Origin of the sequence: Flavobacterium ardleyense (assembly GCF_042686085.1) — a bacterium.
Lineage (GTDB): Bacteria > Bacteroidota > Bacteroidia > Flavobacteriales > Flavobacteriaceae > Flavobacterium > Flavobacterium ardleyense.
Genome location: NZ_JBHUOL010000013.1, coordinates 1 through 26,166, shown reverse-complemented (window position 1 = coordinate 26,166; position 26,166 = coordinate 1). Strand labels below are relative to the sequence as shown.

30 protein-coding genes, 1 rRNA gene and 1 pseudogene are annotated in these 26,166 nt (G+C 30.3%); 4 read left to right on the top strand and 28 right to left on the bottom strand.

Annotation, left to right across the window (positions count from 1 at the left end):
- The first annotated feature begins 95 nt into the window (after positions 1-95).
- Positions 96-205, top strand: a 5S ribosomal RNA gene (gene rrf / locus ACFSX9_RS09775).
- A gap of 1,158 nt (positions 206-1,363) precedes the next feature.
- Here rrf and ACFSX9_RS09770 read toward each other — a convergent pair.
- From ACFSX9_RS09770 to ACFSX9_RS09665, 22 genes are all read right to left on the bottom strand, one after another.
- Entirely contained in the window at positions 1,364-2,029 is a 666-nt protein-coding gene (locus ACFSX9_RS09770; protein WP_379807151.1) for a hypothetical protein, read from the bottom strand.
- Between the two features lie 243 nt (positions 2,030-2,272).
- Positions 2,273-2,692: a hypothetical protein gene (locus tag ACFSX9_RS09765; protein WP_379807149.1), complete on the bottom strand. Its 420-nt coding sequence runs from the start codon at positions 2,690-2,692 to the stop codon at positions 2,273-2,275.
- Between the two features lie 108 nt (positions 2,693-2,800).
- Complete coding sequence (locus ACFSX9_RS09760; protein ID WP_379807147.1) at positions 2,801-3,388, bottom strand: pentapeptide repeat-containing protein; 588 nt, start codon at positions 3,386-3,388, stop codon at positions 2,801-2,803.
- A gap of 87 nt (positions 3,389-3,475) precedes the next feature.
- Positions 3,476-4,384 carry a helix-turn-helix domain-containing protein gene (locus ACFSX9_RS09755; protein WP_379807145.1) on the bottom strand — a complete coding sequence of 303 codons (909 nt, stop codon included), beginning with the start codon at positions 4,382-4,384 and terminating at the stop codon, positions 3,476-3,478.
- Between the two features lie 46 nt (positions 4,385-4,430).
- On the bottom strand, positions 4,431-5,039 hold the full coding sequence (locus ACFSX9_RS09750; RefSeq protein ID WP_379807143.1) for an SMI1/KNR4 family protein: 609 nt from the start codon (positions 5,037-5,039) through the stop codon (positions 4,431-4,433).
- Between the two features lie 157 nt (positions 5,040-5,196).
- Positions 5,197-5,415 (bottom strand): hypothetical protein, encoded by a 219-nt coding sequence (locus ACFSX9_RS09745; protein ID WP_379807141.1) that lies wholly within the window; start codon positions 5,413-5,415, stop codon positions 5,197-5,199.
- 232 nt (positions 5,416-5,647) lie between these two features.
- A complete protein-coding gene (locus ACFSX9_RS09740; protein WP_379807139.1) occupies positions 5,648-6,352 on the bottom strand; it encodes a hypothetical protein in 705 nt (234 codons plus the stop codon).
- A gap of 200 nt (positions 6,353-6,552) precedes the next feature.
- A complete protein-coding gene (locus ACFSX9_RS09735) occupies positions 6,553-7,281 on the bottom strand; it encodes a hypothetical protein (protein WP_379807137.1) in 729 nt (242 codons plus the stop codon).
- Between the two features lie 671 nt (positions 7,282-7,952).
- Entirely contained in the window at positions 7,953-8,477 is a 525-nt protein-coding gene (locus ACFSX9_RS09730) for a hypothetical protein (RefSeq protein ID WP_379807135.1), read from the bottom strand.
- Positions 8,478-8,521: 44 nt separating this feature from the next.
- Positions 8,522-8,770, bottom strand: a complete 249-nt coding sequence (locus ACFSX9_RS09725; RefSeq protein WP_379807133.1) for an Imm17 family immunity protein — start codon at positions 8,768-8,770, stop codon at positions 8,522-8,524.
- 1,085 nt (positions 8,771-9,855) lie between these two features.
- Positions 9,856-10,554: a hypothetical protein gene (locus ACFSX9_RS09720; RefSeq protein ID WP_379807131.1), complete on the bottom strand. Its 699-nt coding sequence runs from the start codon at positions 10,552-10,554 to the stop codon at positions 9,856-9,858.
- A gap of 43 nt (positions 10,555-10,597) precedes the next feature.
- Entirely contained in the window at positions 10,598-10,816 is a 219-nt protein-coding gene (locus tag ACFSX9_RS09715; RefSeq protein ID WP_379807129.1) for a hypothetical protein, read from the bottom strand.
- A gap of 146 nt (positions 10,817-10,962) precedes the next feature.
- Positions 10,963-11,178, bottom strand: a complete 216-nt coding sequence (locus ACFSX9_RS09710) for a hypothetical protein (RefSeq protein ID WP_379807127.1) — start codon at positions 11,176-11,178, stop codon at positions 10,963-10,965.
- 295 nt (positions 11,179-11,473) lie between these two features.
- Entirely contained in the window at positions 11,474-12,472 is a 999-nt protein-coding gene (locus ACFSX9_RS09705) for a dienelactone hydrolase family protein (RefSeq protein WP_379807125.1), read from the bottom strand.
- Positions 12,473-12,634: 162 nt separating this feature from the next.
- Positions 12,635-13,066 carry a hypothetical protein gene (locus ACFSX9_RS09700; RefSeq protein WP_379807123.1) on the bottom strand — a complete coding sequence of 144 codons (432 nt, stop codon included), beginning with the start codon at positions 13,064-13,066 and terminating at the stop codon, positions 12,635-12,637.
- Positions 13,067-13,147: 81 nt separating this feature from the next.
- Positions 13,148-13,615, bottom strand: coding sequence for a hypothetical protein (locus ACFSX9_RS09695; RefSeq protein WP_379807121.1), 468 nt, complete (start codon positions 13,613-13,615; stop codon positions 13,148-13,150).
- Positions 13,616-13,770: 155 nt separating this feature from the next.
- Positions 13,771-14,298 carry a CbrC family protein gene (locus ACFSX9_RS09690; RefSeq protein WP_379807119.1) on the bottom strand — a complete coding sequence of 176 codons (528 nt, stop codon included), beginning with the start codon at positions 14,296-14,298 and terminating at the stop codon, positions 13,771-13,773.
- Between the two features lie 914 nt (positions 14,299-15,212).
- Positions 15,213-15,701, bottom strand: coding sequence for a hypothetical protein (locus ACFSX9_RS09685; protein WP_379807117.1), 489 nt, complete (start codon positions 15,699-15,701; stop codon positions 15,213-15,215).
- Between the two features lie 196 nt (positions 15,702-15,897).
- Positions 15,898-16,560, bottom strand: coding sequence for a CPBP family intramembrane glutamic endopeptidase (locus tag ACFSX9_RS09680; protein WP_379807115.1), 663 nt, complete (start codon positions 16,558-16,560; stop codon positions 15,898-15,900).
- 125 nt (positions 16,561-16,685) lie between these two features.
- On the bottom strand, positions 16,686-17,522 hold the full coding sequence (locus ACFSX9_RS09675) for a LytR/AlgR family response regulator transcription factor (RefSeq protein ID WP_379807113.1): 837 nt from the start codon (positions 17,520-17,522) through the stop codon (positions 16,686-16,688).
- A 167-nt stretch (positions 17,523-17,689) separates the two neighbouring features.
- Complete coding sequence (locus ACFSX9_RS09670) at positions 17,690-18,349, bottom strand: hypothetical protein (protein WP_379807111.1); 660 nt, start codon at positions 18,347-18,349, stop codon at positions 17,690-17,692.
- Between the two features lie 146 nt (positions 18,350-18,495).
- On the bottom strand, positions 18,496-19,440 hold the full coding sequence (locus tag ACFSX9_RS09665; protein WP_379807109.1) for a gliding motility protein GldB-related protein: 945 nt from the start codon (positions 19,438-19,440) through the stop codon (positions 18,496-18,498).
- Positions 19,441-19,638: 198 nt separating this feature from the next.
- On the opposite strand from ACFSX9_RS09665, the pseudogene ACFSX9_RS09660 reads away from it, so the two are divergent.
- Positions 19,639-19,881: pseudogene (locus ACFSX9_RS09660) on the top strand (transposase); the annotation flags it as partial.
- 371 nt (positions 19,882-20,252) lie between these two features.
- Here the strand turns inward: ACFSX9_RS09660 and ACFSX9_RS09655 are convergent.
- The 4 genes from ACFSX9_RS09655 to ACFSX9_RS09640 all read right to left on the bottom strand — a co-directional run bounded on the left by ACFSX9_RS09655 (position 20,253) and on the right by ACFSX9_RS09640 (position 23,576).
- Entirely contained in the window at positions 20,253-20,729 is a 477-nt protein-coding gene (locus tag ACFSX9_RS09655) for a hypothetical protein (protein WP_379807105.1), read from the bottom strand.
- A 250-nt stretch (positions 20,730-20,979) separates the two neighbouring features.
- On the bottom strand, positions 20,980-21,441 hold the full coding sequence (locus ACFSX9_RS09650; RefSeq protein ID WP_379807103.1) for a hypothetical protein: 462 nt from the start codon (positions 21,439-21,441) through the stop codon (positions 20,980-20,982).
- Between the two features lie 158 nt (positions 21,442-21,599).
- Positions 21,600-22,988 carry a serine hydrolase gene (locus tag ACFSX9_RS09645; RefSeq protein ID WP_379807101.1) on the bottom strand — a complete coding sequence of 463 codons (1,389 nt, stop codon included), beginning with the start codon at positions 22,986-22,988 and terminating at the stop codon, positions 21,600-21,602.
- Positions 22,989-23,177: 189 nt separating this feature from the next.
- Positions 23,178-23,576 (bottom strand): hypothetical protein, encoded by a 399-nt coding sequence (locus tag ACFSX9_RS09640; protein ID WP_379807099.1) that lies wholly within the window; start codon positions 23,574-23,576, stop codon positions 23,178-23,180.
- Between the two features lie 114 nt (positions 23,577-23,690).
- On the opposite strand from ACFSX9_RS09640, the gene ACFSX9_RS09635 reads away from it, so the two are divergent.
- The gene (locus ACFSX9_RS09635; protein WP_379807097.1) at positions 23,691-23,834 is read left to right on the top strand and encodes a hypothetical protein; all 144 of its coding nucleotides are present in this window, start codon (positions 23,691-23,693) and stop codon (positions 23,832-23,834) included.
- Positions 23,835-24,562: 728 nt separating this feature from the next.
- Here ACFSX9_RS09635 and ACFSX9_RS09630 read toward each other — a convergent pair.
- Complete coding sequence (locus ACFSX9_RS09630) at positions 24,563-24,928, bottom strand: hypothetical protein (protein WP_379807095.1); 366 nt, start codon at positions 24,926-24,928, stop codon at positions 24,563-24,565.
- Positions 24,929-25,077: 149 nt separating this feature from the next.
- Entirely contained in the window at positions 25,078-25,587 is a 510-nt protein-coding gene (locus ACFSX9_RS09625; RefSeq protein ID WP_379807093.1) for a DinB family protein, read from the bottom strand.
- A 115-nt stretch (positions 25,588-25,702) separates the two neighbouring features.
- Here ACFSX9_RS09625 and ACFSX9_RS09620 point away from each other — a divergent pair.
- The coding region (locus ACFSX9_RS09620) for a transposase (RefSeq protein WP_379807091.1) at positions 25,703-26,166 on the top strand (464 nt) is incomplete at its 3' end.

Genomic DNA, 26,166 nt, shown 5'->3' with positions numbered 1-26,166 from the left:
CTCAGGAGAACCTTTCTTTAAATTTATTTATCTCAGTATGTTAAGATATTATGTATTGTTAGCTAGCAACAGTTAGTTACCCTTGCAAAACCCTTTAAGGTGGTTATTGCGTCGGGGCTCACCTCTTCCCATACCGAACAGAGAAGTTAAGCCCGATTGCGCAGATGGTACTGCATTTATGTGGGAGAGTATGTCGCCGCCTTTCTTTTGAAAAGCCCTATCAGTAATGATAGGGCTTTTTTGTTATACATATACCATCCAAAAGGGACTATACAAAATAAAGACCGCAAAACCTAGTAGAAATCGCTGGGTTTTACTGGTTTTAAGAGTTTTACACCGAGGATAATGGCTGTTATGGGAACTTAGTTGATTTTTCGAGGTGGAAAATTATTTTTTAAGCATAAAATGGTGTTAAAAAATCGATTAACAAGTGTGTTTTACGAAAATAATGCAGTTAAATGACCTTGTCTAACCTTCTATTATAAGAAAAATGGATTGATTTGTAGAAAAAAAAGTCAGGTTAATAGGGAAAGATGATCTTTTAAATTCAAATTTTTTATTTGTTTTGTGGATATGCATTTTAAATCCGCGCGATCGTTGTAAGGAGATATCCTAGATATCTGATTTACCAATATTTGCAATATCTGCTCTTCAAAAGTCTGCAGTTAGTGTCTGTGGTATTTTTTATCAAGATAAAAGTTGCTTTTTTAAGGGCTACTATATGAATAAAGACTTTATTCAGTTCTCTTATTTTTCCTAATCTTTCATCTGTTGGAGAATCAGAACCGAAAGAATACTCCTTCACGTAATAGCCATATCTTAAACACGCTTTTATAATTTTCCTTTTAATTTAGTTATTTTTATTTTCAATTTCTTTGACGTAAGTATCTCTTTTTCAGAGTGTAAACAGTCCAAATAAAAAGCAAAATAAATATAGAGTAATTAAAATAGTTATTCTTCATAATGTAATATCTTATTTTATCAACCCCAAATTTATATTTTATACATCTGCGAAGAAAAGGTACGGGAACGCAGTGGAAATTCTTTTTTATCTAGTTTTTAAAAACAAAACAAAGACATTACTTCACATTGTGTTAATTGTCATCGGAGTTTTGTAAACTTCGTATGTAACGAACTGCCTGGCATAAAAGAACATGCCTAAATTAATTCTATTCTAGCGTAATAGATTAATTGTATTGTTTTTAAGTATGATTGTCGAATATGCTGTGCCGTAACAAGTAAATTCATGCAGAAATGTTATCATAAGTAGTGCATGAATGTACTAAGATTATATAGAAACAAGGTTAAGTAAAAATTGAATATTTGTTCATATTTCAGGTTGTATGCCATGTTTTTTGCTTCTTCAATTGTTTTCAATAGTAGTATGTATTTTTCCTCTCCAATACATCGTTGTCGATGGATATTCAGGATGGTCAAAAATAAAGTCAAATTTTGCCTTTAAAACTCCTTTTTCCCACAGCTTCTTGTCAATTGAAATCAACCCACTTTTGCATTTGTAGCTTTTTTTACCTTTAAAACCAGCTACACTATTCACTTCAATAGTTGGTATGCATTTATTGTTTGTTATCGTTAAAAGTAAGTTGCTATGTGTTGCAACATTACTATGTGTAAAGCAGATAGTTGTATCTGTACTTATTTTTGTTGCAGTTGTAAAATTAGTTCCTGCCCACTCATACGTCGAAGCTTCACTTTGAATTGTATGAAATTTGTAAGTAGTGTCAACTATTTGATAAAACGCTTTTAAAGAGTCTTCATATATTTTACCATTTTCGTCTTTCATTCTGTCAATTTCAGAAGGACATAAACCATCAGAACTTAGTTGGTCAAATTGATTTCTATAAATACCTTCGGGATAATCCCAGTTGTTTTTAAAAGAGAAGTCTCCAGTTAAATTTTCATCCCAGGTTACCTCAATTTCGCCAGGTTTGGTAGCTGTGGGTTTGTCAAAAATAGGTCCGCAGGAAATAAGCCCAATTGTTAAAATAAAATAGGTCCAGTTTTTAATCATTGTATTTTTGTTGCTTGATTTTTGTCAAAATGAGGCATAATGTGGTAGCGCTAGTGGCAGTTCCGTAAACTTATAACAAAATAATACCAGTGCAAAGCGCCCGCTGGTATTTTATTAAGATTTTAATATTACAAACTGATTGTACCAATTGAAAGAACCTGCTTTTCCGACTAATAAAGTAGCAGTTTTATCAAAACGGTAATTACTCAACATAAATATTTAAAGATCTTATTACATAATCTTTTAATGAAATATGTGCACCGCAATGATAACGATTACAATACTTATAATTAAGGTAAGTTGTCCTAGAATTCCTATTCGTTTTAAATTAACGTCATTGTGATTTATGAGATTTTTTCTGGCAGTTCTATTAATTAGTACTATTAAAATGACTAAAACAGTAAATAAAACCAATTTTAAAATTAAGAGCGGTAATGTATTTATTATGGACCAGTAAGGTATTAAAAGATAAATCCCTGACACAATTAATACTATTATTCCAGTAGTTCCCATTTGACTCAAGCCCTTTATTTGAACACGAAATTTCGCAGCCTCACTTTGTTCCAATTTCGATATTGTTTTGCCTAAAAAAGCATGTGCGAAGCTTGTGCCTAATCCCATCGCTAATCCGATGAAGTGAACAATCAGCATTGTATCTTTCATATGATAAATTAATGTTTTATTTATATTTTTTTATGGCAATTTGTAGCCATTGATTGCCATTAGGTAGTCGTTTTTTATCTCTCAAAACAGATGATGCTGTAATTTTAATTATTGATTATATTCTATATCTAATTTGTGTTTATGAAGTAAACCTTCAAGATTGAATCCAGAAAACTTGGCGTTCTTTAATTTATTAGAGTCGGGATCTATTGAATAGTTGATTGCAGTTCTAAAATCAGTTTTTTCTAGTATGGTATTAGAAAATATTGTTCCAGAAAGATCGCATTCGGAAAATACAGAAGAAGATAAGTTGACTTCTGAAAAATCAGTTTCTTTTAATGAGCATTTTGCGAATTTCGTTTTCAATAATTTTGTTCCAAAAAAGGTACAATACTCCAAGCTAGATTTATAAAAGGTAAAAGAAAATTGAAATTTATTGCATTCAGAAAAGTCGACACCTATAATTTTACATTCCTTAAATTCTGCGTTTCTAAACCCAGCTCCTTTAATGTTAGTCATTGAAAAGTTACAAGTTTCAAATGTACAATCTTCAAAACTATTTCCGATAAGATCACTTTTTGTAAAATTGCATCCTATAAAAATACATTTATAGAACTCTCTATCTCTTAAAGTCTTTTCCGTATAATCAACATTTGTAAATGTCTTACTTTCGTGTGTTTTAATATCGTTAGTCATTGAATTTACTATTATTTTAGAAATCTGTTAAATCAATGCAAAGATAAATTTTTAGTGTTGATTTTATATGGACGTTTACTGCCAAAATTAGCACAAATCAATCATTTTTCTATAATTAGATGGTGAATTGTTATTTGAATTTTTAAAAAATCTACTAAAATACGAAGCATCTGTAAAACCTAGTTCCATGCTTATTTCGTTTATTGTCATTTTAGTTTGAAGAAGTAAAACCTTAGCTTCCAGAACAGTTATTTCTGTAATGATTTGCGAAGCTGTTTTACCAGTTTCATTCTTCACGATTTTATTCAAATGATTGGGCGTGATAGTTAGTTGCGAAGCGTATTCTGAAATATCTAAATTTTTCTTAAACTGTTTATTTACTAATTTCTTAAACTTTGAAAGAATGGCACTATTTTGTTTTGCAGAACTTTCCTGCTTTACGAATGTTAAAAATAGCTCTGCAATTACAGTTGAAAGATAAAAGGATAACAATCTAAAATCATTTGGGTTTTGGTTGCTGTTTTTATATAATTTCACAATCCGTGTCAATAAAAAAACTAAATTATCTACTTCTTCTTGTGGAATATGCAAGTAGTTTTGATTGCTGATTTGTGTTTTTAGTGTTTCTAAAAATGGATTTGCTCCAACAAATTCATCAGAAAAATGACAATAGAAACCTTCTAAATCTTCGGACATATATTCAGTAGATGCAATATTGTTTTTAGGCGTAAAAAGGAAATCATTTTTATTTAGCTGAAAGGATTCAATCCCCAAGTTCTTTTTCATGGTTCCATTAGTGATAAATACAAATTCGTTGACAGTGTTTTTATGCGGTGGAAGGGGTAAATTTAGATGAACTGCATCTTCTTTAAAAGAGTGGATGAAAAACTGAGTGATATTTTCATGATTCAGTAATTCGTCCGTTTTGTTCTGGATGAAATTGTTCCTAAATAGTATAGGACTTAATGTTGGTATGTTAGGTTTTAATTTTTTCAAATTTATTTTTATTGGCAACTCAGACACTATTTAAAACATTCAAAATTTAATATTTCCACTTTTTAATAATATGCTTTCCAAATAATTTTTCTAATATTTCTTGACACCATATTTCTACTTTTTCTTCACCGATTTCTTGATTAAATAAATCTGCTTGACAAGAAATTAGGCAACCTTTAATATAATCACTAACGTCATCAAAAAGTTTAGTCAAATAGGGTTGTGTGTCATGGTCAAAGTAGAATACTTCTTTAGTTTTACTATGGAAACAAAACATATTTCCATTGCCTAAATAATCACTAAAAGAAATTAGAAAGGGTAAATGCTTTTTATCTTCTTCCGTAAAATTTGGGCCATATTGGCTGTGGTCTTTCCAAATGTCTTTTATCCAACCTATTTCATCAAAAGTTTGTAACTGTTCTCCAATACCTGCAATGCCAAAGTTTAAATAAAATAATTTTAGATTATTTGGTAATTCAGTTCCGAGTTTATCTTCTAATTCTGATATTCTTTGAATAGAAATTGGATCTTCTAGCTGATCGTTCCAGTTTTCTGCTAAGTCACTAATTATAAGTCGCGTTTTTTCTGTCCAATTCTCATCTCCAATTTTATCGAAAGGGATAATAATTTCAGCTTTGGATTTTATAGCTATCATTTTATTAATTATTTGAAACTGCGGAACGCTTAAACTTCGTTCGGAATTAAAAAAAAGAGAATTTTCTAGTGAAACGAAGATATGAAAAAAATTGAATATCATTAAATAGCCAATCTCTACGTAAGTAGATGCGAAGTTAGGAAACTAGAGCCGTGGATTACTCAATTGCAAGACTTTCGTATCCGGAAATGTAAATTCTATTTTCTTTTACTTGATAGGTCATTTCATTTACTCCGTCCATTTCGCACGAGTAAAGTGGTGCTTTTCGGTTGGTATTAAACTCGAAAAAAGAGATACAATTGTGAAAGGGTTTATAAAACCATTCGTTTTTTAAATAAAACTCATCAATTATTGCTTCAATTCTAATAGTGTTCAAAATTGCATTAATCAATTGTTATCCAACTTCTTTGTCAGGCTGAACAATCAATTTACTATCAGAATGATCTCTATTGCTGTCTTCATCATTTTTTTAGTAATTATTCGCGGTGGGTTTTTGCCACAACTATTCAAGGATAAGCTTCGTAAATATAAAATGCAATTTATTAATTCAAACGTATTAAAAAATTTGAGCAAGCTTTTGACGTTTTGTTTAACTAACCAGCTATTTTTTAATCAAGTAAACAATCAATTGTCATTTCTATTTTATTTTTAGAAGGTCCAAAATCACAATCGGTGTTGGTATATGCTTCGTCATATTCTTCCTCAGTGTAGGTCTTATCTTCTGTATTTAGTTTTGCTCTTTTAATCAACTTCCATGCGCCAAGATTTCTAGCATAAAAAAACGTTCTCGTTGCGGCACCTTCACCATCATCAACCTCTTTGAAAATTACTTTTAAACAATGAACGCGTTTGTTTTTATATTTAGTAATTCCATCTTCTAGCTCTATTTTTGTTTCATATAAACCATAGCAATTTTTACAATTTGGAATGTTTGAATTTAAATTTAACTCGTTGTCAAAAGACCATATTTCTTCGTAACTGTTTCTTTTATTCTTTATGCCTATTGAAGTTCTTTGAACTATTTTACTTGACTTACTGCTCTCCGTTTCTTCATTTACTTTTTGAACAGCTTTATGTACCTCATCGAATGAGCCAAAATATACACTATCTATAAATACTTCATTTCTAAGCACTACTGAACATTTTCCTTTTTCGTCTACTTGATAAATTTTTTCGTCGTCATCATTTAAGATTTCTAATTCATAGTATATTTTCGTTGCATAGCTGTCTACTATATTTATTTGAGTTGTAGACTTCTCTTTATGACAGGAAGTAAATAGCGTTAATAGTAGAAGCAGATGATGTTTTTTCAATTGTAAAGAGTGTTATTTTCTGTTATTTTTCGATTTTTTGTGCCAATGTCTCAAGTATATTTTTCATCAGATCTAACACTTAGGAATTATTAAAAATACAAAATTCCGTAAGAAGACTTCGAAAAATTTTATAGATAAAATAGGCATGAATTAAGATTTATTAACTTTTACGCACAAGATGTATTTTGTTAATTTTGAAGTTATTCCTTTGGATTGAGTAGGGAAGAGCCGAATCGATACTTCATGTAAAGTTCAATGCAAATTATTACTATAATCAGGAATACAAGTACCATTGCGATAGTTTTCCAGTATAGTCTTTTATTAAACTGCATTGTTTTTTCGTCAATACAAAATTCAGAATAAACGGATGATGAAATGCGAAGGTCTGGTCTAAATATTTTTACTCCTTTTATAAAGTGAGCTAATAATGCTCTGTGATTTTTAGTGTAATAGCTATAAAACAAATCTGTTTTACGAAAATTTATAGCGTGTTCTAATCTATTTATTCGTACTATTAATAATGCAGGTGCAGTTGAAAGCGCAACTGTCCGAGGATAAATATCGTAAACTATCCCGAGTGGACTGCGTTCTAAATTTTTATAAAATACGGATTCAATTTCCCCATCTAGTCGATGATAATGTACTCCGATTTTATCTACAATAATATATTCAATCGCAGTAGGTTTAACTTTGAGTATATGTTCGATTAATTTAACAATCAATAAAGTTAGTACTAAATAGTAAACTGGAATGAAAATTAGTGCTACAATAGCATCAAAATAATTTTCCATGTAAAATAGAATGGGCATGCTGTAAAATAATACAAGCATAATAAAAGTAAAAATCGTTAAGATTAAGCGTAATACTTTTGTTATCAACCAACTAGGTTCAGATTCTAATTCGCTAAAATTTTGTTTTGTGATATTCATTTCTATTTCTAACTCCTCGTTCGCTAACAGCGCGTAAAATCACCGCTAAATAATCTTTTTAATTTTTGGATTGTAAAAGTAATTGATTAAAGTGATTTTATAAAATAAATCAAGTATTAGAAACTCGTGCCGATTGAAATTATAATTACTTAAATTTTCGTTTTCATAGGCTTTCTAAATATAGAAATCGCGACAATTCCAGGCCAAACAAAAAGTAACAATCTTCCAATATCTTGTGGAAAATTAAATAAATTCATTTTTATTTTAGCAGCTAAAACTAATGCCAATGTAAAACATATGCCTAAAATTCCTCCAAGTAGTAGAATCGAATCAATGTTTTTTTTGTTATTTGATTTCTTAAGGAGTTTTTTCCGCAACCCTACATAACCACTTATACCCAAAATACATATAATGATAATGAGAAATGACGACCAATCAAAATTCAGAAACAGATCTGGAGTTATCAAAAATAGTCCTACGAAGCATAGATAAACTGTAATAGTTGCAGGAATTATACCGCTAATTATCATTAAATTCTTCAAATTATGTATTTTTTTTAATGCTAAATATATTTATGGTTCGTGTTCTTCTTTGAAACGTCGCATTATAATAAAAACTATCATTTCAGCTTATGTACGAGCGAAATCACATAATTTTTACTAGAACCCAACTTACAAATGTGGTCGACGTTCTAAATTATTTAAGTTAGTTTTATAGTTTGTGTCGTGAATTGAAAAATACGCATTAACTTTAATATCCGTTTCTTTTATGGTCTGCGTCCAACAGTTGCAAAACCAATTTTCGAAAAGTATATGTTTTTCTTCTTCATATTTTTCTAAAACTTCGTCTATATCTGCACCCTCATAATTATTTTCAAAGTCATAAATAAATTTTGCAATTTTCTCTGGTAAAAATGAGTTCCATTTACCTGTAGCATCAATTTTACTGTCTTTTTTCGTAGGTAAAATTAATATTTCATTAATCACTTCTCCTGACTTGTTAACTGCCCAAAATGCAATATCAAGAATATCCCACTCATATTCAAAATAGTAGGTTACAATGGATGCTTTACTGTAATTTAAACGATATGTCACAGATTTGTCGAATAAAATATCGTTTAGATCGGATATCATTTGTGCTGTTGATTTCTCGAGATAGTTAGCAAATTCTTTATTTAGGTTTAGTATATCTTGCATTGCAATTTTGTTTTTAAGAGCTTTGGATATAAAATTAATCTTAACTATGTATTCAGGAATAAGAGGAATAAAATTAGAATTACAACGATTAAAGCCACAATCATTATTTTCCGATAGTTTTCATAGCCAAGCCATTCGACAAGTTGCACACTATCCCTATTTCCTGTTGGGTCTGTTGCCCATTTCCATTTTCGTACGTAGCCAATTAATACCAGTGTTAAAACTGATATAATAAGTCCATAAGTTAGTTTTGGACTATTCGTTATATTCTCAATAACTTCGTCAATATTCATTTTTTTTAAATTTTATCAAGTTTTTGGTTTGAGCAATGTAGGAAGAAGAAGGTATAATGTTATTTGTAAAATTTAAAATATTATTAGCACCTGAATGACCAAATCTATTTTATTGCTAGTTTATATTAGAAATTTCCTGTCTTTTCAAATATTTTTCACCTTCTTTCTGAGCAAGGCTTGCTGATGTTGATTGTAAACTTTCCAAAGATTCTCCGTGTCGGATATTTGAAATTATTTTCGCAAAATCATTATCACTTTTATCCCAAATCTCTTGTCGGTTCTGAGATATTACGTCTATTCATTACTTAATTGAGCAGTCTTTATCTTAAAAGCAGCATAAAAAATTTTACTCGCTCGTTACATAAGCAAAAATTAAGTCTTCTATTCTCAATAAAGTACTCGTATTTTATAGTAGTAAAAAGATATTAATACCGCTAAAATTATTAAAATAAAATTTATTAAGATTCGTTTGAAATGTATATTTGTTTTAATTATTTCCATTTCTATTTTTCTGTTTACAATTTGAATCACAATTAAGAGTCCAGTTATCGGTAAAAAACAAAATAGTATGGAGTAGAATGCTGCGTAAACTATAATTGAATATAATCCATCAAGAATTGTAAAATTTGACTTTTCAAAAGTGTAATTGTATTCTATTGTAATTATTAGTATTGATAAAAAGGTTAAAGATGAAGATATTTGCAAAATAATTTTTAAAGCGTCATTGGTGCTGTTAATTTTATCTTCAAATTCTCCATTAAGAAATTTGAATTTTAAATTTTCAAAAGACTGTTTGTTTATCACTTTCTAATTTTTCAAAAGAGATTATAATCGTAAAAGTTGTATGATTTTTTCACGTTTCACTGAATTGAATGCTAAAGATTGGAACAAAATATTTAGGGCTGATGATGAGCATCAAAGCTTCGTATGTGCCACAAGCCAAACTTTATATTACTTTTATTAAAGCCGACAGAAGAGGTACAATTATAACATAAAAAGAAATTTTAATCTCAAGATTTGGAGACATCGTTAATATTTATAAGCCTTTGTTTAACCACTATTTGTGCTTTTTTTTACATTGTTAGCTATAGTTGAAGTTTTATAATTTCTGTGCTAAGTACTTTTGGTTCTGACTTTAGATAAATATATAAGTTTTCTATTATTCCATTTGTTTCTAATATTAAGATCTGGGAATTTTTATAAGCATCTGCATAAGATAATTCATTGACAAAATTTTGAATAGATTCATCTGTCAAATCTTTTCTTTTTGAGAAATCATAAATAGTCTTCGGAATTGTAAGTTTTGCAACTTCGGCAAAATTTTCATTCGATTTATTTGTTGCGTTGATCTCAATTTCAGAATTTTTTGAGGGCAATAACAGATAGGCTTTATTCTTTTCTATGCTAAGAAGCTTAATTCCTTGAACATTGCCCAGGTCAAAACTTACATTTTTACTGTTTTTTTTAAACTCTTTATAGGATAGATTACTATATTCGTTAACTGTGAAATTTACGATTCCATTTACATTTTTATGTTCTCCAGTAATTGGAATATCTATATTTACCGAACCACTATTGAAGTTAGATTTTATTGATTGTCCTTTTTCATTTTCAACAAGAATGGAGATGCCATTTTCGTCATAAAGCTCAACATGTAAAGTCTCAATAAAAGCATTTGATAAAATCTGATTATTTGATTTAGGTATATTATTGTTAGCTGAAATTTCAACGTTACATAAAATATTTAAATTCCATTTTCCAGCATGATCTTGTTCAATTCTCACGTGTTTATTAGATAGCAATGAAGAAGTAATTACAGCGGCCGTTTTACGGTCTATTTTCTTTAATAACCAAGGTTTTTTCAAAAATTCCAGAAGTCCTTTCGGTTATATTATTATCTGATTGGTTTTCATCTTGAATTCCTTTGATAATGTAAGGTAAAAATTCCTTGAAGTTTTCAAACTCCAGTGAATCTTTTTCTTGTCCAAAACTTTGGCCAGAAAGGCATATTATAATTAGTGTTAAAAATATTTGAGTTTTCTTCATTTTTTTGAAAATTTTAGCCAACGTTTATCAATATGATTTGTTTAAGCATGAATTTTCCAAATATAAGCTAAATTATAGAAAATCCGAAGTGGTTCTAATTGAGGAAAGACTAGGCCATAGCTTTATACCGTCTGGTATATACTGTTTTATTCTGCATTTTTCAATTCTTCAGAGTGATAGATTGGATCGATTGAACGTCCTCCTAAACTTTCAAAATTATAAAAGAAATTAGCAAGTTCCAAATTCAGTTGGTGATCAGTTTTGAGAATTGCATTCTTGAAATAATTGTTAGTCGCAATTATATCTTGGTCTATGTAAATCTGCAAAAAATCACCATATTCCAAAATTGTAATTGACGACATTATATTTCGTTTCTGAATTTCAATCTCGATGGTATCTTAGGTTCGGATTTCAGGCCAATTATGATTTTTCAGTTCAAACCCTTAGTTTTTCGATAAAGCTTAATTTTTTATACACCAATTATAAGTTAGTTTTTTGCTATCCATTTCGGCTTTCTTAAATTAAGCACAAAGTTTTGCAGGGTTCTAAATGGTATTTCTTCTGAAAACTATTTTTAATTTATTTGTAGTATATTTTATTGATTACGATTGATCCACTAAATAGAACAACGCTTTCAAATCACTACGATTATCTACTTTAGTTATTTTCTACCCACAATAAAAATTCTTTAAAAACAGCTGTCCAATGTGACTCCCAATCCTCATTTTCGTTACTAGGAACTTTATTAAATGAATGGTCATAATCAGGAAAAAGTTTAAAAGTTAAGTTCTTTTTTTTATGGTTCAAAAACTCGATTGGAATTAATAGGCCCGATTCAACTGGAACAGATTCATCTTTTGCACCTAATGCAACAAAAAGTGGTTGCTCAATTTTTAATAAGTTTACAATTGCTGGTTCCGAAAATTGACTCCACCGTCGATAGGTATTTCCTTTCCAAATTTTAGTTATAGAATTAGCATCTGCTTGAATGTTTTTTATTTCGTTAAATAGCGAATCCATTTTCACTTTTGCCATTTTCTCATCAATTTTATTTTCACTGACTTCTTTTCTTATAAATAAAGCAAAATCATAAAACTGCGTATTTCCACCTCCTGACCAAAATCCAATATGAGTGATTTTTTTATTAATTGTAGCAAGTTTGGCTACTACATCACTTCCTTCTGAATGGCCAATTGTTAGAATCTTTTTAACATTTTTAATTCGTTTGTAAATTATTTCTTTTATAACCTCATCATTTTGCCAAACTCTATAATTTAGACCTTCATTTTCAAAAAAGCATTTTGGAGTTTTAAATTCCTTATTTGTGACGGAGAAAGGAATACACTTTTTTGAGACAACAACAAATGCATATTTTTCAGGAATTTCATCTAAATTAAAAGGTATTTGACTAGCAATATTAGTTGAGTTTCCGTCTTGTTTTATCGTAAATAGAGGTTTTGAACCTGAACCTGGAATAAAGAGGATAAAATTATGTACTTTGTCCAACTTTTTTTTTGAATAAATATGATAGTTAATTGTATCGTTATTTATTCTAATTGAAAAATGCTTGTACTCATCGTGCTTCGGATAGAATTGGCCAAAAATAAAATTTGAGCAAAGGAATAGAAAGATAAAATTTATAAAGTGTCTTTTCATACGGTTTTTTTTTACAATTGCCTAGAGACTTCATGCGTATGCACCGTTGCTTGTCAAATCCCTAACTATTCCAAGTACAAATTTACGCAAACATTTTGCTGGAATTTTCTAGATGAGCACCCACTTAGCCATAGTTTAAATAAATTGATGCCCAACAGCATTTTATTCCTTTACTTTTTCGTTTAATTTCTCCGGCAGAATTCCTACAAGTTTATCTTTTTCGTCAAAAATTAATTTAATCATTTCATTTGGCGTACTTGAACTATCATCCGAATACTTGTATTGAAGTACTGTAAACATGCTACCATCAAATCCCATCTGTATGCCGCTATCAATTAATTCAGTTTCTCTCTCAAAATCTATAGTAGCAATCAACATATTTAATTGTTCGTCAGTTACAGTTTCTTTAATTATGTCTGCTAAATATTCTTTCGATTTTGATAAATCTTTTGATTCTAAAGTTTTGAAAAATTCATTTTTAATATTCCCTAATTCCGAAAGTTTTTTCTCATCTAATTTTGGCACTGATTTTCCCTCTTCTTTCGTCTTGTTTCTGATATATACTCTTATTCTGTGAACCGGATTTATAGTCATTGGACCTGTTTTTTTATAATAGTTTGAAACTGTCACATACATTTCAATTTCGGTACTATCATTTGGTTTCCAATTTGAACTTTATACAAATGTATTTATGGAATCTAATTTACTAATATTAGAGTAGTTTCTTTTTATTTTTGGTTCTCCAAATTTTGTTGCAATATTTTCTTTAAGTTCTTTGTATTTTGAGATAAATGCTTTTTGATATTTTTTAGGTTTTTGATTATTAACTTTATTTTCAAAATTTGAAACATCCCATTCGTAAAGTACAGAACTCATCGTAGAATCTTTTTCTTTAAAATAATAGTAAGTTATTAAGTCCGCTATTTTCTTTTCCGTTCTTTGGAATTTAATTGGTTGAGCATCGCCGCTAAATGAAACGTGATTTGAAGTAGTTGGTATTTTTTTACTTTTTAAATTTTCTTCGATTTGTATATACTTATTCAGTGAAGTGTTATGAATATCATATCCTAGATCTTGTCCAAAAGAAGTACTTACGATTAATAAAAATCCAAGTGTCAATGTGTTTCTTAAAGTTTTTTTCATATTGTGGGCAACGTTTTTGTATGAGTAGTGGCGTGTTTAAACACCTATTGTAGCAAATAAAAACCGAATAGAAATTCGCGAGGATTTTCGTAAGTAGGCTAGAACTAGCCATTAATCATATACTTTGTGCTGTATCGTCTTTCTTCTGATTATTATTAATTCGTATCAATATGTAATCGATGTTGGTCGCAGTGTAAACACTTAAATAAATAACCTTGCATTCCGCCATCATTTACTAAAAATTGTTCAAATTCCGATTGCGATAATCCATACTCTGATTTTATTCTTTCTATATCTTCTGATAAATTTTCTTTTAAATGCTCAATTTCTTTCCATCCCACATATTTCTCAAACGAGCAGTAGTCGTCGTGATGTGCAAGCCAATTTTCTTGTTGCCAACTTACATACTTCGGTGTTTTCGTAACTAATTCAGTTAGTTTGCTTTGGTCAGAAACGTCTTCGCACGAAGCATCATCAATATATATTCCATTGTACTTTTTAGACGCACTTCCATCAGCAACACACCAAGGACAGATATATTCAACTTTTTCCACAGCGTAAATTCCACCGGAATAAGAATAATCTCTATTTTTCTCACAAACAGGACAATAAATATTTTTCTTTTCAATTATTCCTAATTCGAGTGCGTTCGGTTGGTATTTGAACTTTGGTAATTCCGTCATGTTTTTTGAATTCAGAATGTTATTATTTTTAAAGCCAGAAACTATTTCGATTACTACTATTAATGCTACGAAGAATGTTTGTTTCGAATGTTGTAGAACGTTTTGAAGCTAAAAGAAGTGGCGAAAAGCCAAGACAAAGCCAAAACAAATATAACGTATACTTTTGAATTTTCGGAGAAAATTCGGCAGTATAACCTTGCCTACGCAATTTATTTTAACTGTTGTTGTAAGCTGTTTTTATTTTTTCGTCAGTTTAGCTTTTAATTCTACCAAACTGATTCGTATTAGTTTATTAGTTACGGATCCCGTTGCAATTTGTTTTTCTAGGTCAGCATTTAGCCAGTAGTCGCCACAAGCTTAGATAGAGTAGTCCGTTATTTTTTCGTTCTTATGAGCAAATCCTTTTGCATCTTCTGAACCGCTGTCAAATGCAATTACTTAGAATTTACCTACGTCAAATCTTGAAAGATATGGTCGGCATAAATTGCCATTATCACCCCAGACTATTACCTTCTTTCTTGTTTCTTTTCCTTTGTAGATTTCTATGATTTCAACTTCCATGGACATTGGTGTTTTTTCCTCATAAATATCTTTAAATGTCAAATGTATTGTCACTTTTACTAATGCAACAAGTTTTTTTTGGTGCAACAGTTAAAAATTAACCATGAGAGCCGCAGTCACAAGCTACAATTGTATGTCCTAGTGTCAAAAAAAAGATTGTCAACAAAGTTTTAAATTCTTTCATAGATGTGTCGTACTAAAATAGCTTATCATCTTTGGCAGCGAACCTAAGGGCGGGAATTTTACCACTAAACTTCATTCGAAGCACGGAACTTTCTGCATGCACAATTCTGTCTGCGAAGCACTAAATCCAGCCTTTCGGGTAGTCAGTGTTATAGCCAGTTTTTCTTTCTTCAAAAAGGTTGTCCCAGATTTTTCTTGAATATTAAACAGAATGCTTCGTTCGCTTGTCCATATAGTTTTTCGTAGCCGTCCAAGTTATTGATGTAGTCATTTAGTTGTTTGTTTGTTAATGTTGTTGTCAACTGCAAGTCCGAAATTTTAAAGGGAAATTGACTGTTATTCGGATTAGGTGTATGCAAGAATAACGCGTCACTATAACTGTTAAAGTCAAGCAAAATGGAATAAAGTTGAAACTCAATTTTTAATTTATTTGTCTTGTCAGCGAGTAGGTCAAAGTGTCTAAACAACTTGTCTAAGTGTGGTTTCCGTCTCTTAAAACTGTTGTTACCGTAACCTTTCCAGTCAAAATGAAGATGGCAATTATCAAACCAATTGTCAGGTTTGTTAAAGTCAAGCCAAGTCGTCTTGTCCAGGTCATTTTCAGTCGCAAGATTTCTATAATATCTTTTAAGTCCTCTGTGTTTTTTTATTCCGTTCATATCATTTTGCTATCGTATTAAAATTGGCTATGCCACCTTAGCGCTTGGCGAGGTCGCAGACTTTATAACAGAGTATTTTCTGCCTAAACGAAGATATGATAAAAAACGTTAATTCCACTAAATCCCCAATCTCGGCAAACGGCTCGCAAGTATTTATTCCGTGATTTCAAATTACAATTGTAGTAACTTGGAATTGTTATGCCAAACCATAGTAAATACAAATTAAAGCAATGGTATCAAAAAAGCCATGTACAGCAACAATAAACCATAAATCGTATTTTCTCAAGTAGAATAATAATGATAACAGACCTCCGACAATCCCTGTAACAAGTTGACCTGTAATTCCTTGTTGGCCGTGCATATAACCAAAAAAAGAAGCAAATAGGATAATATTAATAAAAATGCTGACCTTGCTTTCTCCAAAGAATTTTACAAATTGTCGCATAAAATAGCCTCGAAAGATAATTTCTTCTCCAAATGCCGTAGCACTCCATACTAACAATAAAGCAAAAAAACACACAGGGAGATTTCCTCTCAATTGATCAAAACTTGAATAATCTATAGGAGCTCCTGTGAGTTTTGTAATACCAGGAACCAATGCATATACATAAAATGCAAAGAGACCTAGTGCAACTAATGGAGCAAGTACTAAGATGTTTTTGAGCGTGAATTTTTCAGGTTGAAACCCAAGTGCTGCAAATGGTTTTCCTTTATATTCTATATAATTCGCTATAATGATTACTATAGAAATAATGATATTTTCTATCATACTTCTAGTGATTGGTCCAAACCACATAAAGAAGATGATTGTAATAGTAATTAAAGGAATTATTGTTTGTTTTAAGGTGATTTTATTCATTGTTTTCTGATTTTAAATGCTAAGCGAAATAATGAATAGATTCTCTAAAAATCCCTTTAAATACGTGTGCTTTTACTGAATGGTAGATAATTTAAAACTGAATAGTCGATAGTCTTGTCTATCTTTTATTGAAACCAATCTATAAATGCTTTTCTTTTGTAACGACTTATACTTATTTCACCTATTTCATCGTTTTCAATGGAAGCTTTTAACCTAATACTTAACTTTCCATTTTCAATCTTTTCAATTTGTTTTACAGAATCTTTGTGAATGATAATTTGGCGATTGGCTCTAAAAAACAATTGATCGTTTATTTTTTGTTCGAGTTCGTTCAATGTAAAATCGGTGTTAATTTTTTTGCCATTAGTTTGAACAGTGTAAACAATTTTATATTCGCTGTAAAAGCATGCAATATTTTCATACGAAAGCTTTGTTATTTTGGCGCCACTTTCAATTGTAATTTCGGCATCTTTTATGGATAACTTATATAAATTGTATATGTCTTTTGCATATCGTAAACCTATGAGAATAAAACTCAGTAATAAGGTAATTAGCAATCCAATTAATAAATAATAGAACTCTGTCTGTCCACCTGCAACTATATTGAAAATAATATTTACAGGAAAATACATAATTATAATATATCCTAGACTAGAAGCCATGTACGATATGACACTGACAAGTTCTACTTTTTTAGAGAAATACTTTTTCTTGTAAAATTTAAAATTAAGATGTGCTATGATTCCAATGAGAATACATAAAATAATAGAAGACAGAAATCCTTCTAAAGGAAATTTATAAGATTCACTATCAGGAAAATTTTCGCGCTTAGATAAATGATTTATTATTAAAAAGAAAATTATCAATACAATTGCTTTTTGAAACCAACCCCAAGCAGAACTAAAGATAAAAGTATGCCATACTTTATTTTGAATATTCTTTGTTGGTTGTATTTTATTCATGAATAAGCAGATATTTTTTTGTTAGGATATGTTTGGTTTGTAGTGCTTTTTACTATTGCCGCTAACTTTTGGTGGCTTTGGCAGTTGAGTAAATTTATGACAAAAGTTTACAAGTACAAAACCATCTTGCAATTAAGGCAAATCCCGCCAATATTGCCAAACGAAAGTTATGCCTTGTTGTTCTTTTTCTCCTCAATTATTTTTTCGACTAAATCTCGGAAAGTTTTTACTTCTCCGATTACTAATTCTTGTCTTTCAGGATTAAAAATGTTTATTGAGTTCCAAAATCCTTTCGTTCTAGTTTTGGCTCTTCTTTTTGTTTCAATTTTTTCTATTGGTCTTGTGCCTGTCAAAGTAATTTCTTCCAAAACAGGTGAAAAATCTTTATCCATGTATTCAGCCAAACTTGAAGAAGGTTTCAATTCTGAAACATTAACACCTTTTTGTTTTAAGTTTCTTTTTATCGTCAAAAATACAACTGCTTTAAGACAAGGTTGGCCAAATAGTTTCTTTGGTCCGTAATTATCTTTTAAAGCGTGATTGGAAATCAGTTTACAAACATCAATTAATTTTCTCTTTTTTGCGGGTTCTAAACTGTCAAACCATTCTTTTTCGGTTATGTCAATTCGGAATTCTTGATTAAGAAATTCACTCAGTTCTTTCCATCCTAATAAGTCGTTAGCCCATCTCCATTCTCTTATTGTCATTTCAGCAGTTATTTCTGCCCACGGGTCTGCTTCGCAGTCAAGTGGACTACAAAGTCGATGTTGTTCTTTGAAAATTTCAAGAACTTCTTCTGACGAATATTTTTTTGAGGTTTCTTTCATTTCAAATTAAGGCATAGCGTTTTGGCAGCTAGCGCAGTGGCAAATTAGATGCACTAACCTGTCTTTACGCACGATATTTATTGTACTGCGGTTCATATTTGCACTTCGCCCGCCGTTGAGCCAGTTGGCTGTTAGTGGCAGTTTCTTTATCCGTTATATTTTGATTTTTTCAAGAATTCCGTTACGCTTTTTGCATTATATTCTAATTTCAACATTTCGTCAATTGCCTTTTTTTTGTCTTTGGAGTTTTTGTAATAAGACTTGCAAATCTCGTATCCCATAAAATATCCTAAATCAGCAACTCCATTTGGTGCATCATTTCCATTGTAAAGCCAATTTTTTGTTTCTTGTGTCAGCATTTCTTTTTGAAATTCTGTCCAAAGTTGTTTTCTGTGTTCTTTACCGTAAATCATATAAGGAGAAGAAATTTTTTGGTAAGTTAATTCAGCTAAGAAATCACACATTCCTTCTCTAATACAATATCCTAACAAATTGGATTTACCGTCATCTTCACTATCGCCGTCCTTTTGTTGTGTGTGTCCAATTTCGTGAGCAACCATTGCAACAACGCCATTATTAAGTTTAAAAACTTTTTCGAGCCAATCGTTTAATTCTGAAGCATTTGTGTTTTTGTCTGCACACGCAATTTCTGAGCCTATTAAAATTTTGTTCGGACTTGTTGTTCCGCCCGAATTCAAAACTCCAATTGTAAAATAAATTTCAGGTTCTTTAAAGTCAGGATATATATTATGATAGTTTTTAAATACTTTTTCTATCTTTAGAGTATAGTTTTTTATTTCTTCGGTTTTTGGTCTTATTGAATTCCAAAATTTCGGATAATTTTTTATATTGTCTAAATGTCTTTCCGCGGTATGTTCACGCGAAACTATAAAATCATTTAATCCATCCGTTGCTTTGTCCAAATATAATTTTTGTAAAAAATTTAATTGTTTTAGCTCATTATTAGTTTTTGTTATGCTGTCAAAAGCAATCCAAAAATTATCGATATCATTTGTATAGATATTTAGTTTGTTTTGCGAAAAGCAAAAAGAAGAAATAAAAGTTATTATTAAAAAAATCTCGATTTTCATATACTATTTTTGTGAAATTGCCGATAATTTTTTGTGGCTTTGCAAGGTTACGAACTTAGTGACTTATTATTTTAAGCTAAGATAAATGTGAATTTACCACATATTTCGCCATTTTCGCAAACCACTATGCTTGTTGCATAACTATCAAATATACCTAAAAAAATTGGGATAAAAACGATGTTTTTTGTGTTTTTAATAATGCAAGGAAAAAAGAATTACGCACACCAATTATTCGTTTCGGTTAACCTAATTGATTTAGTTCCAGCGGATAATTTCTATAGACGAGTAGGCGATGCGTTCGACTTACATTTTCTAAGAAAAGCCACTGAAAAGTACTATGGTAAGGGAGGGCAAGAGAGCATTGACCCAATTGTTTTCTTCAAAATAATGCTAGTTGGTTATTTAAATAACATCAATTCTGACCGCCAATTAATTGCGTTTTTTTTGGCGATAGTTTTTAAATTCGATCGCTTTTATATTTTTCAAAATTGTAGATACTATATGAATTAAAAATGTCTATAAATAAATTTTTATGGCGTCCTTGACTTATAATTTAAAGAAATATTTACGATTTGTCGTTAAAAAAAACACACTACATGTGCAGCAAATGCAACTAGAATTGCAGAAAGCACACAGCTTACTCAAAACGCATTTTCATGACCTAAAAACAGCCTTTTTAAGCAGTTCACATTTTATAAAAACAACACAAAATGTAAAAACCAACCTCGCTTAAATGTCTTTAAATGTGGTTGGTTTTATTGATTTTATCAAGAAATTTGATTTTGAATGATGTTCTGCAACGGTCACCGCTGTTAGTGGCTGGCTTTTTTTCTGTTTCTAATTTCCGTTATAATTGTTGGCAAAATTCCAAAAATTAAACTTGAAATAAATATCAAATCGTATTTTACATCATTAAATCCTAAAACTCTTTTTCCATCGTCACAAGCTGTACATTCAATTAATTTCCCATTACTGTCTATGTAGCAAAAAAGAATGGTAGATATAATCAAAAGTAAGGTTCCAAGTATTATATTTCTTATTCGCTTTCTGTTTTCTTGCCTTTTTAACAATAAAAATATTGAAATTATAAAGATTACAAAAGCTGAAACAAATTCGCCAGTCGCAAAGTGAAAATACTTTCCGAAATTCTTAAATGTAATTCTATTTTCTGTTAATTGTTGATATAGATTTCTGATTATATCTCTGTAATTTTCTTCATATGTGAATGCAAATACAGCCAAAAAATAGGCGACAAAAATTCCAATTAATATTTTATAAATAAATCTCATTATTTGTTCTATGTTCTTGTTTTGCAGTATTTTATGTAAGCTTGACACTAACGTTTAGGCTATGGTTAGTACGGGAATTCAGAGAACTTAACTTTCGAACTGGCACTTAGCCAAATTTTTAATTTTTTCTTTGTTTTTAATAGCCACACAAAATTGAAAATTTTGCGGACTTGATAAAAGCACAGAACTTTAGGTTAAGCACCAAAACCCGTATTAAATATAGCCATTGTTAGGACTTGTTTTTTATGTTTTATCCAATTAGCCTTGTTTCTATTTGCAATTTTTCCTTTAAGTATTCTTGAAGCTTAACAAGCTGATAATATCTCAATTTAAGTTCTACAATCTGTTTATTTCCATTTACATCAATCAGTTCCATCGTCTTTTTCCCATATACTAAGTTATGCGTTTGAATAAGACGTATTTTATCTGTTGTGCTTAAATCAAATTCTTTTATTTCATTTTTCTTAGGAAATCCAATATCAGATTCGCTTAATATTTTATTGTCCGCGATTGTCAATACGGTTTTATCCGTTATATGTCCATAAATGAAATATGCGATTGTACCAATAATTAGAATCCAATTGATAATCGAATTCTGTCCAATAATCTTTTCAACCAAGTTAAAAGCTTTGTTTACTATTATTGAGAAAACAACAATCTTGATTATTAGTCCAATTATTGATCCTTTAGATTCTATTTTAAATTCTTCCATTGTTTATTTTTAATAAGCCCTAACGTCTTGGCGCTACAAGATGTTTGGGATTAAAGATGCGAGTTTTTTTCCATTAAACACAAGTTTTCCACGTACAAAACCATCTTTAAATTCAGCCAAATGCCCAAATCTCTTGTAACGGCTGTTGGTGGCAGTTTTTATTTCGTCCGTTTTGCTTCAATCTTATTTCCATTCTGTAATAAAAACAAATTTGAAATTTCTCCTTTTTCGTTCTTTTCAAACTGAATTTGTGCATCTACTACTTTATAGAAAAACAACATTTCACTTTCTACAAATATGGGGAACGTATTTTGTCCTGTCAATTGTGAAAATAGTTGGTCTTTATCTAATGAAATTTTGATTTCAAAATTTTTTTCAACTTCATAAGTCCCTATAAACTTTTGAAGATCTTCAGTTGTAATAATAACTTCTTTTCTGATTTTTTGCACAGGTAATGGCTTATTATATAGAATACTTCTAATTGCTTTTGAAGGAATTGAAACGTTGTTGTGATTTTGAAGTATTATTATTGTTTTATCATTTGTAATATGTCTATCGATAAAAGTTACATAACCTGGCCAGCCACCATTATGGTTTGCAATTTTTCCAAAATCAGCATTTTCTTCAATTCCCCAACCAAAACCATAATTCCTTTTAGATCCGTCTTTCAAAGTTGCTAATTCAAAAACTTCTTTCATCCCCTCTTTAGTGAGTAATTCATTTGCGTATAAAGCTCTATCCCAAATCAATAAATCTTTTACAGTTGAATTAACTGTTCCGTCTCCAACAATACCATCAAGCCAAATAACCATTTTGGTTTCTTTCAATTCGTCTGGTAAAACATATTTTTTCAAACTATCTGAGTAAACATAACCAAAAGCATAATTGTCAATTTTCTTTGGCGATAATCTACGAGTATACACAAAGGTATTTTTCATTTTCAACGGTTGAAAAATAGCTATGTTTAGATAGTCAGCGTATGTCAAACCCGATGCTTTCTCAATTATTGATGCCAATAGTGCATAGCCTGTGTTGCTATATTCCCATTTAGTATTTGGCTCAAATAATATTTTTGGTTGATGTTTACTAAATATATTAATTATGTCTTTGTTAGTGGCAATTTTAGATTTGTCAAATAAACTATCCATAAGCTGCATATAGTCTGGTAGACCTCCAGTATGATTCAATAAATTCCTTACAGTTACACCTTTATAAAAAGAAAGTTCGGGTAAGTGTTTTTTGACATCATCGTCCAAATTCAACTTCCCTTTTTCTTTAAGTATCATTATCCCCATAGCTGTGAACTGCTTTGAACAAGATGCCAATTCAAAAATCGAATTTTCGTTCAATTTTTCTTTTGTTGTTTCGTTTGCAAGTCCAAAACTACGGCTATAAATAACTTTCCCTTTTTCTGCAATTAGAACATTTCCATTGATTTTCTCTTTTGAATAAAGAGAATTGAGTAAACTGTCTATTTTTTGAATTTTTTCTTGTCCAAATGTAAGATGTGAGATTAAAAGAAGTCCGATTGTAATTGTTAATTTCATTATTTATTTCTTGTTAATTAATGTAGGTGAGATGTCTTGCAAAATTGCCACCAACGTCGTTGTGTATGGACCGTTGCGTGTCTCACACACGAACCATTAAAAGTAAAAAACTACGCTGGAAAATTCCCAAGAATTTTCCAGCTAAGCACAGACTCAGCAATGATTTATACACGGTGTTGCCAACAGTATTTATTTCTTTTTATTATATTTTGCTTTAGCTTCTTCTCTCGATTTTTTAAATATTTCAGAGCCGAATTCCGTTGCGATTATCTCTTTCATTTTTTCCGTGTAGCATTTTGAATCAGGGGTTCTGACACAACCTCCATCTTTAATTAAAATTCCATATTTCGATTCCATATATTTTTCATAGAACTCATCGAATTTCCAGTCATCTTCCGTTTTCATTTTCAAACCATAAGAAGAAGAGTTATAAACTTTATTTTCGGCGTCTTTTATTGCTCGTTTTGTTCCGCTCTCACAATTTCCGATAAAGATTGAGTCGTTTTCAATTCCGTTATTTTCTTTTTCAGATTGGGAATAACTTAATCCGAACGTAAAAATCAATGCTAAAGTCCAAATTTTCTTCATTCTGTTCGGTTTTTGTGATATTGTTGGCAACGTCAGTCTGTGAAAAAACTAACGTTTTGTTCTTTCAAAAATAGTCAAATTATTTTAATAAAAGGATTAAAAGTGGTATATTTAATGATGCAACACATCACAGGAATACCGCGTAATCAAATGTGTTTTTCTAGTTTAGAAGACACTATTTCATCAGAAAATCCTACTCGATTTATAGATGTTTTTGTAGGAGCTTTATTTTTAGAAGCTTTGGGTTTTTCGGTTTAAACGATCAAATCTTAATTGTCGCCCTAGTTTTGATACTAAAATCTTCCATAAATGTATCTTTATGGATATCTCAATGGAATTCGTAGTTATAGAAATGTGCAAAAATAATGCGTTAGAAATATTGAACTTCAATGGCTTTTATGCATGATAATTCCTATTATATTTCTGATTTTAGGAAAAAGAACAAGGAAAAAAAAGGAGACGACAACATCCACAAATAGCATTACGACCGAATGTGCCAAAAACTCAATAAAAACTCGGCATGCACCAAGAAAATGGTTAGAGTACGACGTAAAACCGTCTAACCTGTGATCGCTACGTTGGTAAATTTTACTGACATGAAATGCTTCAGCATTCACGAACTCTAAAAAAAAATAAAAAAAGTGAGTAATCTAGTAAACATTAGAGGAATCAAAAACGCAAACAAACACGTTTTGATGGCTTCCTTGACTTATAACTTAAAGAAATATTTACGATTTGTTGTTAAAAAACCCACACTACATGTGCAGCAAATGCAACTAGAACTGCAGAAAGAACAAAGCTTACTCAAAATGCATTTTCATGACCTAAAAACAGCCTTTTTAAGCAGTTCATATTTTCTAAAAACGACACAAAACGTAAAAACCAACCTCGCTTAAATGTCTTTAAATGTGGTTGGTTTTATTGATTTTATCAAGAAATTTGATTTTGAATGATGTTGTGCAACGGTCACCGCTGTTGTGCGATGCCTAAGACGAAAATTTAATTTTTATTGGAAATCTGTATATTGTTGGGATTTTATTATTGCATTTAATTTCTTCTTGAAATTTGACCATTATTTTTTTTGCTTGTTTTTCAATTTCTAAATTAAAGCTGTTTAGTTTTCCAGGGCTTTCTATTTTAAATTTTTCTGCTTTGCAATCAGAATTTATTACTAGTGATACAATTACTTCGTCACTGTTTATTCGCTTTTTTTCAGCTTCATCAAATACTTCATCCCCAACTTCTAAATTTTTAAATTGAAAATTGTAATATTTGAAACTACTAGTCTGAGCTAGAAGAAAATTTGAGTTTAAAACTCCAAAAAGAAAAAAGATTAATATTATATGTTTCATTTTTTTATATTTTCTATATGTGATTTTTATAGGTTTCGCACAACGTTTGGTATATGAGCTGTGGCGTGTCTCGGCACAAACCTCTCTAAATAAAAAATAGCTTTGGGAAATTCGCAGATCTTCCAAGTGAACAAAGACCAAGTAATAGTTTATATGCGGTGTTGTAGGCTGGTCTTTCCGCTCATTATTTGTTTAAATTTCTCTATTTGTCTCCGATGTTTTAGAATATGTACAATAGCGTGTTCAAATAATTGTTCAACGTCATATTGTTGATTCCATTTGGTTAATATTTTCTTTTCGTTATTAGTTTCCTCAAGTTCAATATTTGGATAATCCTTAAATAGCTTTTCGTTATTTTCAAACATTATTTTTAATTCGCTTTGATATTCACGAGTAGTTTGAAATATTTTCCTTTCAGTATATTCTATTTCTTCTCCTAACATTTTTCGAACTTCAAGAACGTAAATATTTCCAGCACGAATCAGATGAGTTAGTATTGTCTGAATTGATTTACAGTCCGAATTGGTTGTTTCGTTATCGATTATTTTAATTAATTCATTATTAGTAACATCGGATATCACTTTGTCAAGTTCGATAACTGCCTTTTCATATTCATCTAAAATTGCTCCTATTGCTCCGTTATTCCTAAATTCTCTCATTTATTCACTATTTTTTTTAGCTTGTTTACAACGTCAGTCTGTGAAAAAACTAACGTTTTATTCTTTCAAAAATAGTCAAATTATTTTAATAAGAGGATTAAAAGTCGTATATTTAATGATGGAACACATCACAGGAATACAGCGTAATCAAATGTGTTTTTCTAGTTTAGATGACACTATTTCATCAGAAAATCCTATTCGATTTATAGATGCTTTTGTAGGAGCTTTATCTTTAGAAGCTTTGGGTTTTTCGGTTCAAACGATCAAATCAGAAGGACGTCCTGGTTTTGATACTAAAATCTTCCTTAAATTGTATCTTTATGGGTATCTCAATGGACTTCGCAGTTCTAGAAAACTACAAAAAGAATGCGTTAGAAATATTGAGCTTCAATGGCTTTTATGCGCCATAGTTCCTAATTACCATAGTATTTCTGATTTCAGAAAAGACAATCCATCAGGACTTAAAAAACTATTCAAACTCTTTGTTACTTTTTTAAAAGATGCCGACTTAATTGGTGGCGACATCATTGCTATTGATGGTACTAAAAGCCGAGCACACAACAGCAAAAAAGCTAATTT

Coding starts and splice junctions, on each gene's coding strand:
- ACFSX9_RS09730 (WP_379807135.1), bottom strand. CDS start 8,477: ATGCAAGATATACTAAACCTAAATAAAGAATTTGCTAACTATCTCGAG.
- ACFSX9_RS09655 (WP_379807105.1), bottom strand. CDS start 20,729: ATGAGATTTATTTATAAAATATTAATTGGAATTTTTGTCGCCTATTTT.
- ACFSX9_RS09750 (WP_379807143.1), bottom strand. CDS start 5,039: ATGATAGCTATAAAATCCAAAGCTGAAATTATTATCCCTTTCGATAAA.
- ACFSX9_RS09670 (WP_379807111.1), bottom strand. CDS start 18,349: ATGAAAGAAACCTCAAAAAAATATTCGTCAGAAGAAGTTCTTGAAATT.
- ACFSX9_RS09625 (WP_379807093.1), bottom strand. CDS start 25,587: ATGAGAGAATTTAGGAATAACGGAGCAATAGGAGCAATTTTAGATGAA.
- ACFSX9_RS09680 (WP_379807115.1), bottom strand. CDS start 16,560: ATGAATAAAATCACCTTAAAACAAACAATAATTCCTTTAATTACTATT.
- ACFSX9_RS09635 (WP_379807097.1), top strand. CDS start 23,691: ATGATGCAACACATCACAGGAATACCGCGTAATCAAATGTGTTTTTCT.
- ACFSX9_RS09630 (WP_379807095.1), bottom strand. CDS start 24,928: ATGAAACATATAATATTAATCTTTTTTCTTTTTGGAGTTTTAAACTCA.
- ACFSX9_RS09705 (WP_379807125.1), bottom strand. CDS start 12,472: ATGAAAAGACACTTTATAAATTTTATCTTTCTATTCCTTTGCTCAAAT.
- ACFSX9_RS09690 (WP_379807119.1), bottom strand. CDS start 14,298: ATGACGGAATTACCAAAGTTCAAATACCAACCGAACGCACTCGAATTA.
- ACFSX9_RS09725 (WP_379807133.1), bottom strand. CDS start 8,770: ATGAATATTGACGAAGTTATTGAGAATATAACGAATAGTCCAAAACTA.
- ACFSX9_RS09770 (WP_379807151.1), bottom strand. CDS start 2,029: ATGATTAAAAACTGGACCTATTTTATTTTAACAATTGGGCTTATTTCC.
- ACFSX9_RS09645 (WP_379807101.1), bottom strand. CDS start 22,988: ATGAAATTAACAATTACAATCGGACTTCTTTTAATCTCACATCTTACA.
- ACFSX9_RS09765 (WP_379807149.1), bottom strand. CDS start 2,692: ATGAAAGATACAATGCTGATTGTTCACTTCATCGGATTAGCGATGGGA.
- ACFSX9_RS09715 (WP_379807129.1), bottom strand. CDS start 10,816: ATGAAGAAAACTCAAATATTTTTAACACTAATTATAATATGCCTTTCT.
- ACFSX9_RS09700 (WP_379807123.1), bottom strand. CDS start 13,066: ATGACTATAAATCCGGTTCACAGAATAAGAGTATATATCAGAAACAAG.
- ACFSX9_RS09710 (WP_379807127.1), bottom strand. CDS start 11,178: ATGTCGTCAATTACAATTTTGGAATATGGTGATTTTTTGCAGATTTAC.
- ACFSX9_RS09695 (WP_379807121.1), bottom strand. CDS start 13,615: ATGAAAAAAACTTTAAGAAACACATTGACACTTGGATTTTTATTAATC.
- ACFSX9_RS09650 (WP_379807103.1), bottom strand. CDS start 21,441: ATGGAAGAATTTAAAATAGAATCTAAAGGATCAATAATTGGACTAATA.
- ACFSX9_RS09760 (WP_379807147.1), bottom strand. CDS start 3,388: ATGACTAACGATATTAAAACACACGAAAGTAAGACATTTACAAATGTT.
- ACFSX9_RS09685 (WP_379807117.1), bottom strand. CDS start 15,701: ATGAACGGAATAAAAAAACACAGAGGACTTAAAAGATATTATAGAAAT.
- ACFSX9_RS09675 (WP_379807113.1), bottom strand. CDS start 17,522: ATGAATAAAATACAACCAACAAAGAATATTCAAAATAAAGTATGGCAT.
- ACFSX9_RS09665 (WP_379807109.1), bottom strand. CDS start 19,440: ATGAAAATCGAGATTTTTTTAATAATAACTTTTATTTCTTCTTTTTGC.
- ACFSX9_RS09735 (WP_379807137.1), bottom strand. CDS start 7,281: ATGAATATCACAAAACAAAATTTTAGCGAATTAGAATCTGAACCTAGT.
- ACFSX9_RS09640 (WP_379807099.1), bottom strand. CDS start 23,576: ATGAAGAAAATTTGGACTTTAGCATTGATTTTTACGTTCGGATTAAGT.